We start from the raw sequence: 17,577 nt of genomic DNA on the forward strand, positions 1-17,577 counted from the left end.
GGCCGCCGGGCTCGGGAGGGTTCCGGCTCACCCGTCGGGGGTGCTCGTTACACTCGACGGGTGAGCTGGAACGCGGAATCCCACGGCCCCGAGGAGGTCCCCTGGGATCCCGATGAGCTCGCTCCGCCGCCAGACGACGAGTGGGCTCCGCCGCCCCCCGACGATGGGAGGCCGCCGGCCGCCGAGCCGGGCTGGGTCCCGCCGACCGACGCCCCGATCGCAGGCCGCTCCGGCACCCGGGCCCACGCGGTGCGCCCCGCACCCGCCCGGTTCGCGACCGCCGACGAGGCGCTCCACACGGTGTTCGGCTACGACACTTTCCGCGGCGAGCAGGCGGCGATCATCGAGCAGGTCACCGGCGGCGGCGACGCCGTCGTGCTCATGCCCACGGGCGGCGGCAAGAGCCTCTGCTACCAGATCCCCGCGCTGCTGCGCGAGGGCACGGGCATCGTGGTCTCGCCGCTCATCGCGCTCATGCACGACCAGGTCGACGCCCTCGTGCGCAACGGCGTGCGAGCCGCCTACCTCAACTCGAGCCAGCTGCCGGCCGAGCGCGCCGAGGTGGAGCGGGCCTACCTCGCCGGCGAGCTCGACCTGCTCTACATCGCCCCCGAGCGCCTCAACGCCGAGCCCGTCAAGCGGTTCCTCGAGGGCGGCCGCATCGCCCTGTTCGCGATCGACGAGGCGCACTGCGTGTCGCAGTGGGGCCACGACTTCCGGCCCGACTACCTCGCCCTGTCCGAGCTCGCCGATCGCTGGCCCGACGTGCCGCGCATCGCGCTCACCGCCACGGCCACCGAGGCGACGCACCGCGAGATCACGACCCGCCTCTCGCTCGACGGCGCGAAGCACTTCGTCTCGAGCTTCGATCGGCCCAACATCCAGTACCGCATCGCGCCCAAGCTCGAGGTGCGCCGCCAGCTGCTCGACGTCATCCGCAGCGAGGGCATGGATGCCTCCGGCGCCCCGGTCTCGGGCATCGTCTACGCGCTCTCCCGCGCGAGCACTGAGAAGATCGCCGCGTTCCTCGCCCAGAACGGGGTGAATGCGCTGCCGTACCACGCGGGCCTCGAGGCGGGCGTCCGGCGTCGCACACAGGAGCGCTTCCTCCGGGAGGACGGCGTCGTCGTGGTCGCGACCATCGCGTTCGGCATGGGCATCGACAAGCCCGACGTGCGCTTCGTCGCGCACGTCGACCTGCCGAAGTCGGTCGAGGGCTACTACCAGGAGACCGGTCGAGCAGGCCGCGATGGTGCGCCCGCCACGGCCTGGCTCGCCTACGGGCTGCAAGACGTCGTGCAGCAGCGTCGCATGATCGACGAGAGCCCCGGCGACCTCGCGCACCGTCGTCGCTTGTCCCAGCACCTCGACGCGATGCTCGCCCTGTGCGAGACCGTGCAGTGCCGCCGGCAGAACCTGCTCGCGTACTTCGGCGAGCGCAGCGATCCCTGCGGCAACTGCGACACATGCCTCGAGCCGCCGGCCGCATGGGACGGCACGGTCCCGGCGCAGAAGCTCATGTCGACGATCGTTCGGCTGCAGCGCGAGCGGCGGCAGCGCTTCGGCGCCGGCCACCTCATCGACATCCTGCGCGGCAAGGAGACCCCCCGCGTGCGCCAGTACGGGCACGACGCGCTGGCGACCTGGTCGATCGGCGACGACCTGAGCGAGCAGCAGTGGCGCGGCGTCGTGCGGCAGCTGCTCGCGCAGGGCCTCCTCGAGACCCACGGCGAGTACGGCACCCTCGCGATCACCGATTCCGCGTCCGACGTGCTGTCGGGCGGGCGCACGGTCATGCTCCGCACCGAGCCCGAGCGAGCGGCGCGCTCGCGCGGGCAGAAGGCGGCCCCGGCAGCGGCCGACCTCGAGCCGGCCCAGGCCGAGCTCTTCGAGGCGCTGCGGGCGTGGCGCGCGGGGGAGGCGCGCGAGCAGGGCGTTCCCGCCTACATCGTGTTCGGCGACGCCACGCTTCGCGCCGTCGCCGTTGCGCGGCCCGCGAACCTCGGCGACCTCGACGGCATCACGGGCATCGGCGCGAAGAAGCGCGAGGCCTACGGCGAAGCGATCCTCGCGGTGGTCGCTGCGGCATAGCCCGGCCGTCGGCTGCCCCGCTAGGATCGCGGCAAGCGCGGTTCGCCGCGGCATCCGTTCGCCCGACCGAGGGAGTGCCATGTCAGACCAGTTCGCGACGAAACGGCCGCTCGGCGTCACGATCGTGGCGGCGCTCTCGATCATCGCCGGCATCATCGACGTGATCGCGGGCATCATGCTGCTCGCCGTGCAGCTGGACCCCGAGGTCGTCGAACGGATGGGTGGCTCCGGGCTGGTGGTGACCGCCGCGATCTTCTCGCTGCTGCTCGGCGCGGCGATCATCATCATCGCCTTCGGCCTGCTGCGCGGGAACGCGACCGCCCGGATCGCCGCGACCGTCGTGCAGGTGGTCTCGCTGGCGCAGTCGATCTGGCTCGCCGTCGTCAACCCGGCGCTGCTCCCGAGCGAGATCCTCAGCGCCCTCCTCGCGATCGCCCTGCTCTTCCTGCTGTGGTCGGGGGAGGCGAGCCGCTACTTCAAGGGCCTCGCGCCCGACGAACCCACCGCCTGAGCTCAAAACCAAGCGACAATTCCGCCGCACCGAGCCGTCGAGATCGCCATCGGCCGGCGGATGCCGCGCGCCCTCGCCGCGGCATCCGCCACCGCGCTAGCATCGGCCTCACGGGACGCAGTGGTCGCGTCTCCCGAAGCGAATGGGGTGCGCATCATGACGGATTCTGTAGAGGTCAAGCGGCCGGTCGTCGTCTCGATCGTCGCGGTCGTGGCGTTCATCTCGGGCGTGTACGACATCATCTCGGGCATCCTGCTGATCTTCCAGGCGAACGATCCCACGGTGAACGCCGCGTTCGGCGGGTCGGGCGGCGTGCTGGCCGCCTCGATCGGGTCGATGATCCTCGGCGCCATCGTGGTGGCCCTCTCGTTCGGCCTGTGGACCGGCAACTGGGTCGCGCGCATGATCGTGACCGTCGTGCGAGCGCTGTCGCTCATCAAGTCGCTCTTCCTCGCGGTGGCGTGGATGGGCAACCCGGTCGGGGAGTGGGCGAACGTCGCGCTCTCCGCGATCGTGCTCATCCTGCTCTGGACGCGCCCCGCGAGCGCCTACTTCAACGCGACGGCCCGCGCCAAGGAGCGTGCCAAGCGCTAGCATCGCACCAGGCGCGCCGCGTCCTGGCGGCGCCGACGAGGTGGGGGAGTCATCATGTCGAATTCCGTCGCGCGTCCCGGCGGGGTGACGCTCGTCGCAGTGTTGACCTGGATCGGCGGTGCGCTCGACATCCTGGGCGGCACGATCTTGCTGTTCCAGACGAGCATCGCGTCGACCGTCGAGCAGTTCGGCGGCGCCAGTCAGCTCATCCTGTTCGCGATCGGCGCGATCCTCGTCGGCGCCATCCTCATCGTCGTGGCCGTCAGCCTCATGCGAGGCCGCAGCTGGGCCCGGGTCGTGATCACGGTCTTCGAGGTGATCTCGATCATCATCTCGATCTTCTTCGCGATCGCGTACCCGGCCGGTGCGATCGGCGAGTACGTCGGCGTGGCCATCTCGCTCGTGATCATCGCCCTGCTCTGGACGCGCCGGGCGAGCGCCTTCTTCCGCAGCTGAACCGCGGTCCGATGGGCGGATGCCGCGGCATCCGCCCATCGTCGCCGTCGCGGGGCACGGATGCCGCGGCATCCGCTTGTGGACACTGCAACGCGCGGTCGACGCGCGTTTGTAGGGTCCCGACAGCCCCGTCCGAGGGGTCCCGCGCGCCGTTTGTAGGCGGCGGACGCCTCGTTTCCGGCCCTCGTGAGGGCGTCCTAGCGTGGAACGGCAGCCCGCCGAACAGCGAAGGACAGAACCGACGATGGTTGACACGGCAACCCCTACTTCCTCGAAGACCACCGGCGACACGACCGCCGCCACCGTTCCCGCGACGCCCGCGCGCGACCAGTCCGCCGCGCCCATCCAGGCGCCGCCCGCCGCGGCGCAGCCCGACTCGCCGCGCATCGACGTCGAGCAGCTCGCGCACCAGCTCCTCGGCACGTGGCCCGAGATCCGGCTCGCGGCCCGCGCCCGCGCGGCGGAGCCCGAGTACCAGCGCATCGACGGCCAGTCCATGGAGGAGCACCGCGAGCGCGTGCTCGGGCAGCTCAAGCGACTCGTCGAGTCGGGCGCCGTGCACAAGGCGTTCCCGAAGGAGCTCGGCGGCGAGGAGGACCACGGCGGCAACATCGCCGCGTTCGAGGAGCTCGTGCTCGCCGACCCCAGCCTGCAGATCAAGTCGGGCGTGCAGTGGGGCCTCTTCGGCGCCGCGGTGCTGCACCTCGGCACGACCCCGCACCACGAGAAGTGGCTACCGGGCATCATGAGCCTCGAGGTGCCCGGCGCCTTCGCGATGACCGAGACCGGGCACGGCTCCGACGTCGCGGCCATCGGCACCACGGCGACCTACGACCCCGAGACCGAGGAGTTCGTGATCCACACGCCGTTCCGCGGCGCCTGGAAGGACTACCTCGGCAACGCGGCTGTGCACGGCATCGCAGCGGTGGTGTTCGCCCAGCTCGTCACCAAGGGCGTGAACCACGGCGTGCACGCGTTCTACGTGCCGATCCGCGACGAGCAGGGCGAGTTCCTGCCCGGCATCGGCGGCGAGGACGACGGCCTCAAAGGCGGCCTGAACGGCATCGACAACGGCCGCCTGCACTTCACCGAGGTGCGCGTCCCGCGCGAGAACCTCCTCAACCGCTACGGCGACGTCGCGGTCGACGGCACGTACACGAGCCCCATCGCGAGCCCCGGCCGTCGCTTCTTCACGATGCTCGGCACGCTCGTGCAGGGTCGCGTGTCGCTCGACGGTGCGTCGACCATCGCCGCGGCGATGGGCCTCGACATCGCGATCACCTATGGCAACCAGCGCCGCCAGTTCAACGCCGCGAGCGACGTCGACGAGGAGGTGCTGCTCGACTACCAGCGTCACCAGCGCCGGCTCCTCCCGAAGCTCGCCACGACGTACGCGCAGGTCTTCGCGCACGACGAGTTCCTCGTGAAGTTCGACGCGGTGTTCTCGGGCAAGGCCGACACCGACGACGACCGGCAGGACCTCGAGACCATCGCCGCCGCGCTGAAGCCGCTCTCGACGTGGCACGCCCTCGAGACCCTGCAGGAGGCCCGCGAGGCCTGCGGCGGCGCCGGGTTCCTCGCCGAGAACCGCATCGTGGGCCTGCGCCAGGACCTCGACATCTACGTGACGTTCGAGGGCGACAACAACGTGCTGCTCCAGCTCGTCGCCAAGCGCCTGCTCACGGACTACTCGAAGCAGTTCGCGAACGCCGACGCCGGCGCGCTCGCGCGCTACGTCGTCGCGCAGACGGCCGACCGCGCGTACCACGGCTCCGGCCTGCGCCGGCTCGCGCAGACGATCGCCGACTTCGGGTCGACGGCCCGCTCGGTCTCGGAGCTCCGCGACGAGGAGACCCAGCGCGAGCTGCTCACCGGCCGCGTCGAGACCATGATCGCCGAGATCGCGGGCCGGCTCCGCGATGCGCGCAAGCTGCCGAAGGCGGACTCAGCGGCCGCGTTCAACCGCAACCAGAACGAGCTCATCGAGGCCGCCCGGGCGCACGCCGAGCTGCTGCAGTGGGAGGCGTTCACGCGCGGCCTCGCCAAGACGACCGACCCGGGCACCAAGCGGGTGCTCACGTGGGTGCGCGACCTGTTCGGCCTCGGCCTCGTCGAGAAGCACCTCGCGTGGTACCTCATGCACGGGCGCCTCTCGCCGCAGCGCGCACAGGCCGTCACGGCCTACATCGACCGGCTCGTCGAGCGCCTGCGCCCGCACGCGCAGGACCTCGTCGACGCGTTCGGCTTCGCGCCCGAGCACCTGCGTGCGAGCATCGCGTCGGGTGCCGAGCTCGAGCGCCAGGACGAGGCGCGCGCGTACTACGCGAAGCGCCGCGCGGCGGGCACGCTGCCCGCACCGGAGAAGAACTCGAAGAAGTAGTTCACCGGTGGTCGAGTAGCGCCCGCCGGAGGCGGACGCGTATCGAGACCTGGCGACCGATCTCGATACGCGTCGCGCTGCGCGCGGCGCTACTCGATCACCGGGGGCGGGGCGTTCACCGCCGCAGCCGCCGATACGCCGACGCCGCGAGCGGCACGAACACGAGGGCGATCACGAGCGGCCACACGGATGCCGCGAGCACCGCGTTCTCCGCGAGCCATCCGCTCGTGACCCCGGTCGGGTTGCCGAACAGCTCGCGCGCCGCCGTGGCGGTTGCCGACACCGGGTTCCACTCGGCGATCACCCCGAGCCACCCGGGCATCGTCTCGGCCGAGACGAACACGGTCGAGAGGAAGCCGACGGGCCACACGAGCACCTGCACCGCCGTCGTGGCCCCCGTGCCGCGGAAGCGGAGCCCGAGGAAGATCCCGACCCACAGCAGGGCGAACCGGAGCCAGAGCAGGAGCAGCACGCCCAACGCGATCTCCGCCGGCCCCGTCGTCGGCCGCCAGCCGATGAGCAGGCCGCCCACCATCAGCACCGCCAGGTTGAGCACCGAGTTGCCGAGGTCGGCGATCGCCCGCCCGAGCGCGACCGAGGCGCTCGAGATCGGCAGCGACCGGAAGCGATCGGTGATGCCGCGCTTCGCGTCCTCGGACATGGCGGTCATCGTGGTCTCGAGGCCGAACAGCATCGCCAGCGCGAACATCCCGGGCAGGAGGTAGGCGATGTAGTCGCCGCCGCCCGGCACCTCGATCGCGCCGCCGAAGAGGAACGCGAACAGCAGGATCAGCATGATGTTGAACGCGAGGCCGAAGACGACGCCCCACGGCTCGCGCACCTGGTGCAGCACGTCGCGCCCGGCGATGAGCGCGCCCTCGCGGAGCGGATTCGAGCGGCGGTCGCGCAGCCCGGGGGCGGCGGCGATGCCGCGGGCGGGCGTGGGGTGGTTCGCGGCGCTCATCGGGAGACCTCCTCGTCGGATCGGGCGGACGGTGGACGGTCGGAATCCGCGGCATCGGGCGCGGACTCGGGCGCCTGTGCGGGTGCGGTGAGGTGCAGGAACACCTCGTCGAGCGTCGGGCGGCGCAGCGCGAGGTCGTCGACGTCGAGCCCGGCGGCGTCGAGCGCCCGCACGATGGGGGCGAGCGCCTTGGCGCCGTCGGCGACCTCGACCGTGACCGTGCGGGTGTCCGCGTCGACGGATGCCGCGGCATCCGTGACCCGCGAGATCGCGTCCGCGGCATCCGCCAGCCGGTTCGCGTCGGCGAGCACGGCCTCGACCCGGTCGCCGCCGAGGCGACGCTTGAGCTCGGTGGGTGTGCCCTCGGCGATGACCCGGCCGTGGTCCATGACCGAGACGCGGTCGGCGAGCTGGTCGGCCTCGTCGAGGTACTGCGTCGTGAGGAGGACGGTGGTGCCGGCGGCGGCGACCTCGCGGACGGCCTGCCAGACGGCGGCGCGGCCGCGCGGGTCGAGTCCGGTGGTGGGCTCGTCGAGGAACAGGATGGCCGGAGTCAGCACGAGGCCGGCGGCGATGTCGAGGCGGCGGCGCATGCCGCCCGAGAACCCCGAGGTCGGGCGGTCCGCGGCATCCGCCAGCCCGAACGCGTCGAGCAGGTCGCCGGCGCGCGTCGCCGCGCGGCGCTTAGACAGGCCGCTGAGCCGGGCGAAGAGCATGAGGTTCTGCCGGGCGGAGAGGGCGTCGTCGACGGCGTGGAACTGGCCGACCAGGCCGATGCGCTCGCGCACGGTCGCCGGATCGCGCCGCACGTCGACGCCGGCGATCGCGGCGGTGCCCGCGTCGAACGAGGTCAGCGTGGTGAGGCAGCGGACGGCGGTGGTCTTGCCGGCGCCGTTCGGGCCGAGCAGGCCGTGCACGGTGCCGGCCGCGACGGTGAGGTCGAAGCCGTCGAGCGCCGGTTCGTGCCCGAAGCGCTTGCGCAGGCCCACGGCCTCGAGGGCTGGAGGGGGAGGGAGGGTGGCAGTCATCGAGCCCTTTCAACGTACGGCGTACGGGGTTGTTCCATTTGACCGTACACCATACGGAGAATGTAGGCTAGCCCCCGTGTCGACCGAATCCACGGGCCGGGGCGAGCCCGATCGCACGCTGCGCCTGCTGTGGCGCGACCGGCTCGGCGAGCCGGTGGGCTCGCGCGGTCCGAAGCAGCGCGCGAGCGTCGACGCGGTCGTCGACACGGCGATCGCGCTCGCCGACGAGGAGGGCATGGAGGCGCTCTCGATGCGCCGCATCGCCGAGCGCCTCGGCCTGAAGCCGATGTCGGTCTACACCTACGTGCCGGGCAAGGCCGAGCTCATCGACCTGATGGTCGACCGGGTCGCGGGCGAGCAGCCGCTCCCGGAGCTGCGGGGATCGCTGCGCGAGCGCCTCGAGCAGCTGGCGCAGCTGACGTGGAGCGAGCTGCTGCGGCATCCGTGGCTACTCTCGATCGACACGAGCCGGCCGCCGCTCGGCCCGAACGTCTCGGACCGCTGGGAGTGGAGCCTGCGGGCCATCGAGGGCCTCGGGCTCAGCGACCTCGACATGGACCAGGTGATCACGCTCGTGGTCGGCTTCGTCGCTGGGCCGGCGCGCGCGTACGTCGACGCCGAGCGCCTGCACCGCTCGACCACCGAGACCGACGAGGAGTGGTGGGAGCGGAACGCGCCGGTGCTCGGCGAGATCATGGACCCGACGCGCTACCCCATCTCAGGCCGGGTCGGGCAGGCGGCAGGTGAGGAGTACGGCGCGCCGTCCGATCCCGAGCGCGCGTTCCACTTCGGTCTCGCCCGCGTCATCGACGGGATCGAGGCGTACGTCGCGTCAGCGCGCTGAGCTCACTCCGACGGCGGCTTCATGAGCGCGCCGGCCGCGAGCCCGACCGCGAGGCCGGCCGCGAGCCACAGCCAGAACCCGGTCCAGAGGCTGATGCCGACGCCGACCACGGCTCCCACGACGAGCCCCACGATGAGCTGCTTGCGGCGGGCGCGGGACATCGGTTCGGAGGCCATGCCTCCAGCCTAGGCGGCGCGAGTGCGCGGTCAGCGGGGGCGGTACTCGCGCACGTGCGCCACCTCGAACACGAACGGCAGGGCGTCGAGGTCGCGCGGGGCATCCGTCGGCAGCTCGTAGACGTCGAGCATGAGCTGCACCGGGTAGGCGATCGACTGCTCCACGGTCTTCACGAGCCGACCGTCGACGAAGAAGCGCAGCCGCTCGGGCAGCCACTCGACGGCGTAGTCGTGGAACTCGGTGAGGTCGCCGTCGACGCGCACTTTCTCGAAGTCCATGACGAGTCGGGGGTCGTGCTGCGGCTTCACGCCGACGCCGACGAGGCCCGAGTCCTCGCCGACCTCGCTGCCGAAGATCTCGAAGATGCAGATCTCGCCGCAGTTCACCGTCTCGTCCTCGAATCCGATCGGCCAGAGCGCGACCATGGCCGACGGATGCCGGATAGCCCGCACGCGGGCCTCGATGACGCCGAAGTGGGGCAGCCAGAGCCGCTCCTCGTCCTGCTCCTCGCGAACGACGAGGCCCGCGCGGAAGCGGTGCTGGCCCACCGGGCTGCCGAGCGGGCCCGAGAACTGGCCCGTCTGCAGGTGCGAGACCCGTACGTCGCCGTCGTACTCGGGCGACCACGGCTCGGTGTCCCGGTCGATGCGCAGCTTCAGCGTGCCGTCGGAGACCTCGTATCGAGCACGTGTCGCCGCGCGCGAGCTCCAGTGCGGCGTGTAGTAGGGGAACCAGCGAGTGTCGGCGAGGTCGTCGCCGTCGAACAGCTCGTCGACCGCGAGCACGTAGCCGTCGAGGTCGAGGGTCGTGGCATCCGTCGTCATCGTCGGTCGCTCCCCTTCCGCGACGCACGCGTCGCCCGCTGCTGCTGTCGCTACACGAGGCCGAGGGCTCGCACCGCGTCGCGCTCGTCCTGGAGCTCGGCCACGGAGACGTCGATGCGGTGCCGGGCGAACGCGTCGAGCTCGAGCCCCTGCACGATGCGCCAGGCGCCGTCGACCGACTCGACCGGGAACGACGACACGAGGCCCTCGGGCACGCCGTACGATCCGTCGGACACCACGGCGGCGCTCGTCCACCCGTTGGAGGCGCCGAGCACCCAGTCGTGCACGTGGTCGATCGTCGCGCTCGCCGCAGACGCGACCGACGAGGAGCCGCGCACCTCGATGATCTCGGCGCCGCGCTTCGCCACGCGCGGGATGAAGTGGTCGACGAGCCATTCGCGTGCGGCCTCTGGTCCGCCGAGGCGGTACGAGAGGAGCGCGGCCACCGACTGCCCGCCAGCGGTGGCGTGCGCGACGTCGGGGAACTGCGTGGCCGAGTGATTGCCCCAGATCGTCAGGTCGCGGATGTCGCCCACGGGCGTGCCGACGGTCGGCGCGAGCTGCGCGAGCGCGCGGTTGTGGTCGAGGCGGGTGAGGGCCGTGAAGCGGTCGGCCGGGACATCCGGAGCATGCGCCGCCGCGATGAGCGCGTTCGTGTTCGCCGGATTGCCGACCACGACGATGCGGACGTCGTCGGCCGCGCCCGCGTTGATCGCCTCGCCCTGCGGGCCGAAGATGCCCGCGTTCGCCGCGAGCAGGTCACCGCGCTCCATGCCCGCGGTGCGGGGCCGCGCGCCCACCAGCAGGGCCAGGTTGGTGCCGCGGAACGCGGCCGCCGGGTCGTCGTAGACCTCGACGTGGGAGAGCAGCGGGAAGGCCGAGTCGTGCAGCTCGAGCGCCGCACCCTCGGCGCCGCGCAGCCCCTGCGGGATCTCGAGGAGGTTCAGTCGCACCTGGGTGTCGGGTCCGAGCATCGCGCCCGACGCGATGCGGAAGAGCAGCGCGTAGCCGATCTGCCCCCCGGCGCCCGTGATCGTGATCGTGATCGGCTTCTTCGCGGCCATACCCACAGACTATGCCCGGGTGCGCGGGCGCGAACGAGGAGCGGTCGCCACGAGCGGCGGCCGACGCCGCGCGCCCGGCGCCGGACGCATCACCAGCCGAACGAGCCCGGTCCGCCCTTGAACGGGCCGACGACGTTCGAGGTGATCCAGCCGCCGTAGAACCCGCCGGGTTGCGGCACCACCGTCTCGCCGTCGACGGTGCACGCGTCCATGGGCCCCGCATAGACGGCGACGCGATCGGCGAGCACCTCGAACCCGGCCGACGGGCTGGGGTAGTTCCACGCCGCACGCTTCGCGACGGTGCCGCCTCCCCGCACGGAGAAGTAGCGGGCCGCGCCCTTGAACTCGCAGAATGACCCGCCCGCGGCGGGATCGAGCGAACCGGGTGCGAAGGCCGCGATCGGCACGTAATAGACGGGCGGATGACTGGTCTCGAGCACGCGCACGACGTCACGAGTGTCCACCACGCGCTCGCCGCCGAGGACGATCGTCACGCGCACGTCCACGGCCTCGGCGCGCGGCGGACGCGGGTAGTCCCAGACGGACTCCTGGCCGGGTGCCGCGGATGCCGGGACGGGACGCATGGCGGGAGCGTACGACGCGAGGCTGGGAGCGCGCGGCACGGGGCGGGTCGGGGTCCAGCGGCGGCGCGGCGGGTGTCGGCGGCATCCGCGGATCGTCTAGCGTGTCGGCATGAGAGACCTCTATCCCGAGATCGAGCCGCTCGAGACGGGCATGCTCGACGTGGGGGACGGCCAGCACATCTACTGGGAGGTGTCGGGCAACCGCGAGGGCAAGCCCGTGGTGTTCCTCCACGGCGGCCCCGGCGCCGGCACGACCCCCGAGCACCGCCGCCTGTTCGACCCCGAGCGGTACCGGATCGTGCTGTTCGACCAGCGCGGCTGCGGCCTCTCCATCCCGCACGCGTCGGAGCCCGGCGCCGACCTCTCGGCGAACACCACGTGGCACCTCGTGGCCGACATGGAGCGGCTGCGCAACCACCTCGGCATCGACCGGTGGCAGGTCTTCGGCGGGTCGTGGGGCAGTGCCCTCGCCCTCGCCTACGCGCAGACGCACCCCGAGCGGGTCACCGAGCTCGTGCTGCGCGGCATCTTCACGTTGCGCCGGCAGGAGCTCGACTGGTTCTACGAGGGCGGTGCTGCTGCCGTGTATCCCGACCTCTGGGAGGAGTTCCTCGCGCCCGTCCCGGCGCTCGAGCGCGGGCACCTCATCGAGGCCTACGGCCGGCTGCTGAAGGACCCCGATCCCGAGGTGCACCAGCCCGCCGCGATCGCCTGGTCGCGCTGGGAGTCGTCGACGATCACGCTCCTGCCGCAGGCCGATACGATCTCGCGGTTCACGGCGCCCGAGTACGCCACGGCGTTCGCGCGCATCGAGAACCACTACTTCCGGCACGGCGGCTGGTGGGAGGAGGGGCAGCTCATCCGCGACGCACCGCGGCTCGCCGGCATCCCCGCCGTCATCGTGCAGGGCCGGTACGACATGTGCACGCCCGCGATGACCGCCTGGGACCTGCACAACGCCTGGCCCGAGGCCGAGTTCCACCTCATCTCCGACGCCGGGCACGCCTTCGACGAGCCGGGCATCCTCGATGCGCTCATTCGCGCGACCGACCGGTTCGCGGGCGATCACGAGGGTGACGGCGACGAGCCGGTGACGGATGCCGCGACCGGCGACTCGGAGGACGCGGAGAAGGTGAAGGATGCCGACGCGGACGATCGCGACGACGAGGTTGACGACGACCGCGACGACGCGGACGAAGACGGCGAAGCGGACGACGAAGCCGACGGCGACGAGAACGGCGACGACGACCGGGACGACGACGAGGATGCGGAGGTCGACGCGGTCACCGTCGACACGGGACCGCTCCGACACCGGAGGGGCTTCATTCCCGCCCGACCCGACGTCGTCAACCCCTCGCCGGAAGACGGCGGAGATCGGCTCCCGACGCCGCGCGAAGAGTAGCGTCATGCCATGACGTTCAACCCGAACGCCGACATCGGCGGTGGCAAGACCTCGAAGCGTGGACGCAACACCGGCATCGCCGTCGGCGGCGGCCTCGGCGTGATCGCACTGGTGATCATCTCGCAGCTCCTCGGCGTCGACGTGACCGGCCTCCTCGGCGGAGGCGGCGGCCAGCCCGCGGCCGAGGACTCGGCCCTCGAGGAGTGCCAGACCGGCCAGGACGCCAACGAGCGCATCGACTGCCGTATGAAGGGCGCGGCCGCGTCCCTCGAGGACTACTGGGTGGAGGCGGCGCCGACCATCGGGGTCGCCTACGCGAGCCCCCAGGGCTTCGTGCTCTTCACCGACGCCGTGTCGACCGGCTGCGGCAACGCCTCGTCGGCGACGGGTCCGTTCTACTGCCCGCCCGACCAGACCCTCTACGTCGACACGACCTTCTACGACCAGCTCGAGAGCCAGTTCGGCGCGAGCGGCGGCCCCCTCGCCGAGATGTACGTGGTCGCGCACGAGTGGGGACACCACATCCAGAATCTCGCGGGCATCCTCGAGCGCGCGCAGGACGGCCAGACCGGACCGACGTCGAACTCGGTGCGCACCGAGCTGCAGGCCGACTGCTTCGCCGGCTCGTGGGCCGCGGCCGCCTCGCAGACCACGGATGAGCGCGGCGTCCCGTTCCTGCAGCCGATCACCCGCGAGGAGTACGCCCAGGCGATCGATGCCGCTGCTGCCGTCGGCGACGACCGCATCCAGGAGGCGACGCAGGGCCAGGTGTCGCCGCACTCGTTCACCCACGGGTCGAGCGAGCAGCGCGTGCGCTGGTTCGAGACCGGGTACCAGGGCGGCGCGCAGTCGTGCGACACCTTCTCGATCGACGGCTCGCAGCTGTGATCGGCGCCGGTCGGTGATCCGCCGCCGCGTCGTCGGGATCGCCCTCGGCGTCGTCGGCGTGCTCGTGCTCGCCGTCGTCGTGTTCCTCGTCTGGGCGCACATCGTCATGGCGGGCGAGCGACCCGCCTCGCTCGAGGCGTGGCGCGACCCCGAGGTGACCATCACGCACACCGAGCGCTCGTTCGTCATCGAACCGGCCGAGGGCGGCAGCGACGTCGGGCTCGTGTTCATCCCGGGAGCGCGCGTCGACCCCTCCGCCTACCTGCGGAAGCTCAGCGGCATCGTCGCCGAGTCGGGCGCGACCGTCGTGATCACCGAGCCCGTGCTCAACCTCGCGTTCTTCGACACGCGCCCGCTGTCGGCGTTCACCGCCGACGCACCCGACGTGTCCGAGTGGTACGTCGGCGGCCACTCCCTGGGCGGCGTGCGCGCCTGCCAGCTCGCGGGCACGGGCACGGATGCCGCGGCCGACCCGCCGGTCGCCGGCGTCGTGCTGTTCGGCAGCTACTGCGCGAACGACCTCGCAGACACCGATCTGCGGGTGCTCTCGCTCGTCGGCGAGCGCGACGGACTCTCGACGCCCGAGAAGGTGGCCGACGCGGCGCACCTGCTGCCGCCGACCGCGGAGACCGTGCTGCTGCCGGGCGCGAACCACGCCGCGTTCGGCGACTACGGCCCGCAGCCGGGCGACAACACGGCGACCGCGTCCGACGAGGAGACCCGCGACCGCATCACCGATGCCGTCGCGGGGTTCCTCTCCTCAGTGCAGTGACCCGGACTCAGCCGATCGCGGCGGCGATCGCCTGGCCGAGCTGCACCGGCTTGGTGAACTGCGGCCAGTGCCCGGTGGGCAGGTCGACGTAGTCGACGTGCTTCACCTGCGCGAGCTCGCGCGTGAACGGCGAGTCGGCAGCGATCCACTCGACGAGGGCAGCACTCGGGAACTCCGACGCGATGATCGTGATCGGCACATCGTAGCGCCGGTCGTCGCCGAGCGAGATCGGGTCGTAGGCGACGCCCTTGGGCTCGGAGATGGCGCGCTCGCGGAACTGCGCGCGCAGCTCGTCGTCGAGGTCGACGAGGTCGGCGTCGTCGAACACCGACCAGTCGGGCAACGGGATCTCGCCGTCGACGACCGGCAGCTGGTCGTTGACGGCGTTGCCGTCGCCGAGCGGACCCGCGTCGACGTAGACCACGCGAGCGATGCGGTCGGGGCGGGCGTCGGCCACGCCGTGCGCGATCGCGCCGCCGCCCGAGTGGGCGACGAGCACGATCTGCGCGTCGGCCGGATAGCCGTCGACGATATCGGCGACCGCGTCGATGTGGTCGCGCAGGCCGATGCCCGAGCGATCGGCGTCGGGCGACTCGAGTCCTGGGAGGGTGAGGGGATTCACGCGGTGGCCCGCCTCTTCGATGAGGGGGGTCACCCGCTCCCATGACGACGCGTCGAGCCAGAAACCGGGGATGAGGATGACGTCCATCCTTCGACGCTATCGCCGACCGCCGACACGCGGACGGTCAGGCGACGGCCGGCTGAGGCGCCCGCCCGCGGCCCGTCGTGGCGAGCACGACGATGCCCGCCGCGAGGACCGCGAGGCCGAGCAGCCCGCCCGCCGACAGGGTCTCGCCGAGCACCGCGACGCCGAGGATGCCCGCCGTGAGCGGCTCGGCCAGGGTGAGCGTCGACACGGTCGCGGGGGCGAGTCCGCGCAGGCCGATCCCGAACAGCACGTACGCCAGCGTCGTCGCCACGAGGCCGAGCCACAGCGCCATGACGAGGCCCGGCCCGGTCGCGAGCCACGAGGCATCCGTCGACAGGAGCACCGGGAGGCTCACGATCGCGGCGACGCCGAAGAGCCCGCCCATGCTGCCGGTGGGCGTCCAGCCGCGATCGAGCAGCGCCTTGCCGGCCAGCGTGTAGACCGCGTACGAGGCGCCCGCGCCGAGGGAGGCGAGCAGTCCGAGCGGGCTGGCGCCCCCTGAGCCCTGGTCGGTCGCGGCGGCGAGGATCGCGACGCCCGCGGTGGCGATCGCGGTGGCGACGAGCCAGCGGTGTCCGGGGTAGCGGCGCCGCAGCATCCAGTCGAGCGCGCCCGTGATGACCGGGGCCGAACCGAGTGCCACGACGGTGCCCACCGCGACGCCGTTCGCGGCCGTGCCCGCGAAGAACGCGGGCTGGTACGCGAGCACGCCCAGCGCACCGATGCCGACGATCGCCCACGTGGGCACCCGTCGCCGAGTCGCGAGGCCGACGCCGGGCGTCGACGCGGCGGATGTCCCGGTCGCGCCGCCTCGACGCCCGGCGAAGTACAGGAAGAGGGCGATGAGCCCCAGCGCGCCACCGCCGATCAGGATGCGTGCGGCACCCACGGAGGCGGAGCTCGCCTCGGGCCCGAGCGCCTGCGCAGTGCCGGTCGTGCCGAAGCACACCGAGGCGAGGAGGACCGCGACGACGAAACGCATGCGATATTGTTACACAATCCTGTCGTGCCACCGCAACTCGCTGCGAACGCATGGACCTGCGCGGCGAGGTAACATCGCGGGTGTCGCGCGACCTGCGGCGACGGAACGCAGTGCCGCGGACCGTCTCCTCCCCCTCAACAGGTGCCGCCGCGGCATCCGTCACGTGGTTCCCCAGCCCGTCGGCGGAGCGACCCCGAACGGAGGACCCCTGTGCGTGCCGTGCTCGTGAACGCCTTCGGCGAGACGCCCCAGGTCGCCGACGTGCCGGAGCCGCTGTGCCCGCCGCGCGGCGCCGTGATCCGCGTGCGCGCCACGGGCGTCTGCCGCAGCGATTGGCACGCCTGGATGGGCCACGACGACACCGTCGCGCTGCCGCACGTTCCCGGCCACGAGTTCGCAGGGGAGATCGCCGCGCTCGGCTCGGAGGTGCCGGCCGAGGCGGGCTGGCGCGTCGGTGATCGCGTGACCGCGCCGTTCATCTGCGCGTGCGGCCGCTGCCCCGAGTGCCTCGCGGGCAACGAGCAGGTCTGCGACGCGCAGTCGCAGCCGGGCTTCACGCACTGGGGCTCGTTCGCCGAGCTCGTCGTGGTCGACGAGGCGGCGCGCAACCTCATCCGGTTGCCTGACTCGCTCGGCTTCGTCGAGGCCGCGTCGCTCGGATGCCGCTTCGCGACCGCCTACCGCGCGATCGTGTCGCGCAGCCGCCTCGCCCCGGGCGAGCAGATCGCGGTGCACGGATGCGGCGGTGTCGGCCTGTCGGCGATCATGATCGCCGTCGCGGCGGGCGTGACCGTCTACGGCGTCGACGTGTCCGACGCGGCGCTCGAGGCGGCGGAGCAGCTCGGCGCGGTGCCGGTGCGCGGCGGCGAGGGCGCCGCGGAGCGGATCGTCGCGGCATCCGGCGGCGGCGTCGACGTGTCGTTCGACGCGTACGGCTCGGCGGCGACCGCGCTCGACTCGGTGCGCAGCCTCAAGAAGCGCGGCCGGCACGTGCAGATCGGCCTCATGTTCGGCGACAACGCGCTCGCGGCCATGCCCATGGACGCCGTCATCGCGGGCGAGCTCGAGATCCTCGGCAGCCACGGCATGGCGGCGCACGAGTACCCGTCGATGCTCGGCGCGGTGGCGTCGGGCGACTTCCGTCCGGTCGAGCTCGTCGGCCGCACGATCGCGCTCGACGAGGTGCCCGCGGCGCTCGCCGCGATGGGCACGGCCGGCGGCGCAGGCTCGGGCATGACGGTCGTCGAGCTGTAGCGGCATCCGTCGCGCCCGACCACCGGGTGACGGATGCCGCGGCCATCGCCAGA

Annotated in this window: 17 protein-coding genes and 1 pseudogene; 10 read left to right on the forward strand and 8 right to left on the reverse strand. The window is 72.3% G+C overall.

All coding sequences use genetic code 11. The features are described from left to right. Positions 1 to 60: 60 nt before the first annotated feature. From recQ to ACWEOH_RS11665, 5 genes are all read left to right on the forward strand, one after another. Entirely contained in the window at positions 61 to 2,091 is a 2,031-nt protein-coding gene (gene recQ, locus ACWEOH_RS11645) for a DNA helicase RecQ (RefSeq protein ID WP_452031082.1), read from the forward strand. A 79-nt stretch (positions 2,092 to 2,170) separates the two neighbouring features. Next, the gene (locus tag ACWEOH_RS11650) at positions 2,171 to 2,602 is read left to right on the forward strand and encodes a hypothetical protein (RefSeq protein WP_452031083.1); all 432 of its coding nucleotides are present in this window, start codon (positions 2,171 to 2,173) and stop codon (positions 2,600 to 2,602) included. A 156-nt stretch (positions 2,603 to 2,758) separates the two neighbouring features. Next, positions 2,759 to 3,196: a hypothetical protein gene (locus ACWEOH_RS11655; protein WP_452031085.1), complete on the forward strand. Its 438-nt coding sequence runs from the start codon at positions 2,759 to 2,761 to the stop codon at positions 3,194 to 3,196. 54 nt (positions 3,197 to 3,250) lie between these two features. After that, the gene (locus tag ACWEOH_RS11660; protein WP_452031087.1) at positions 3,251 to 3,652 is read left to right on the forward strand and encodes a DUF7144 family membrane protein; all 402 of its coding nucleotides are present in this window, start codon (positions 3,251 to 3,253) and stop codon (positions 3,650 to 3,652) included. A gap of 244 nt (positions 3,653 to 3,896) precedes the next feature. After that, positions 3,897 to 6,032: an acyl-CoA dehydrogenase family protein gene (locus tag ACWEOH_RS11665; protein ID WP_452031089.1), complete on the forward strand. Its 2,136-nt coding sequence runs from the start codon at positions 3,897 to 3,899 to the stop codon at positions 6,030 to 6,032. Between the two features lie 115 nt (positions 6,033 to 6,147). Here the strand turns inward: ACWEOH_RS11665 and ACWEOH_RS11670 are convergent, their stop codons facing one another. Next, a complete protein-coding gene (locus ACWEOH_RS11670) occupies positions 6,148 to 6,996 on the reverse strand; it encodes an ABC transporter permease (protein WP_452031091.1) in 849 nt (282 codons plus the stop codon). After that, positions 6,993 to 8,024 carry an ATP-binding cassette domain-containing protein gene (locus ACWEOH_RS11675; protein WP_452031093.1) on the reverse strand — a complete coding sequence of 344 codons (1,032 nt, stop codon included), beginning with the start codon at positions 8,022 to 8,024 and terminating at the stop codon, positions 6,993 to 6,995. The genes ACWEOH_RS11670 and ACWEOH_RS11675 overlap by 4 nt, the downstream gene beginning before the upstream one ends. A 76-nt stretch (positions 8,025 to 8,100) precedes the next feature. Between ACWEOH_RS11675 and ACWEOH_RS11680 the strand changes: the two genes are divergently transcribed. Next, positions 8,101 to 8,868: a TetR/AcrR family transcriptional regulator gene (locus ACWEOH_RS11680; protein WP_452031094.1), complete on the forward strand. Its 768-nt coding sequence runs from the start codon at positions 8,101 to 8,103 to the stop codon at positions 8,866 to 8,868. A gap of 2 nt (positions 8,869 to 8,870) precedes the next feature. Here ACWEOH_RS11680 and ACWEOH_RS11685 read toward each other — a convergent pair whose 3' ends face one another. From ACWEOH_RS11685 to ACWEOH_RS11700, 4 genes are all read right to left on the reverse strand, one after another. Then, on the reverse strand, positions 8,871 to 9,044 hold the full coding sequence (locus ACWEOH_RS11685) for an HPP family protein (RefSeq protein WP_452031096.1): 174 nt from the start codon (positions 9,042 to 9,044) through the stop codon (positions 8,871 to 8,873). Positions 9,045 to 9,074: 30 nt separating this feature from the next. Then, positions 9,075 to 9,869 carry a glycoside hydrolase family 16 protein gene (locus ACWEOH_RS11690; protein ID WP_452031098.1) on the reverse strand — a complete coding sequence of 265 codons (795 nt, stop codon included), beginning with the start codon at positions 9,867 to 9,869 and terminating at the stop codon, positions 9,075 to 9,077. Between the two features lie 50 nt (positions 9,870 to 9,919). Next, entirely contained in the window at positions 9,920 to 10,933 is a 1,014-nt protein-coding gene (locus tag ACWEOH_RS11695) for a malate dehydrogenase (RefSeq protein ID WP_452031100.1), read from the reverse strand. 89 nt (positions 10,934 to 11,022) lie between these two features. Then, positions 11,023 to 11,517, reverse strand: coding sequence for a DUF427 domain-containing protein (locus ACWEOH_RS11700; protein ID WP_452031102.1), 495 nt, complete (start codon positions 11,515 to 11,517; stop codon positions 11,023 to 11,025). 109 nt (positions 11,518 to 11,626) lie between these two features. Between ACWEOH_RS11700 and pip the strand changes: the two are divergent. The 3 genes and pseudogenes from pip to ACWEOH_RS11715 form a co-directional block, all read left to right on the forward strand. Then, a pseudogene (gene pip, locus ACWEOH_RS11705) lies at positions 11,627 to 12,577 on the forward strand (prolyl aminopeptidase); the annotation flags it as partial. Between the two features lie 351 nt (positions 12,578 to 12,928). After that, entirely contained in the window at positions 12,929 to 13,807 is an 879-nt protein-coding gene (gene ypfJ, locus ACWEOH_RS11710; protein ID WP_452031104.1) for a KPN_02809 family neutral zinc metallopeptidase, read from the forward strand. A gap of 13 nt (positions 13,808 to 13,820) precedes the next feature. After that, the gene (locus ACWEOH_RS11715) at positions 13,821 to 14,579 is read left to right on the forward strand and encodes an alpha/beta hydrolase (protein ID WP_452031106.1); all 759 of its coding nucleotides are present in this window, start codon (positions 13,821 to 13,823) and stop codon (positions 14,577 to 14,579) included. Positions 14,580 to 14,586: 7 nt separating this feature from the next. Here ACWEOH_RS11715 and ACWEOH_RS11720 read toward each other — a convergent pair whose 3' ends face one another. Together ACWEOH_RS11720 and ACWEOH_RS11725 are read right to left on the reverse strand one after the other, a co-directional pair. Continuing rightward, positions 14,587 to 15,288, reverse strand: coding sequence for an alpha/beta fold hydrolase (locus ACWEOH_RS11720; RefSeq protein WP_452031108.1), 702 nt, complete (start codon positions 15,286 to 15,288; stop codon positions 14,587 to 14,589). A gap of 37 nt (positions 15,289 to 15,325) precedes the next feature. Next, complete coding sequence (locus ACWEOH_RS11725) at positions 15,326 to 16,270, reverse strand: EamA family transporter (RefSeq protein WP_452031110.1); 945 nt, start codon at positions 16,268 to 16,270, stop codon at positions 15,326 to 15,328. Between the two features lie 210 nt (positions 16,271 to 16,480). Between ACWEOH_RS11725 and ACWEOH_RS11730 the strand changes: the two genes are divergently transcribed. Then, entirely contained in the window at positions 16,481 to 17,524 is a 1,044-nt protein-coding gene (locus tag ACWEOH_RS11730) for a zinc-dependent alcohol dehydrogenase family protein (RefSeq protein WP_452031112.1), read from the forward strand. Positions 17,525 to 17,577: the final 53 nt, after the last annotated feature.

The organism is Agromyces sp. NPDC004153 (assembly GCF_053603635.1).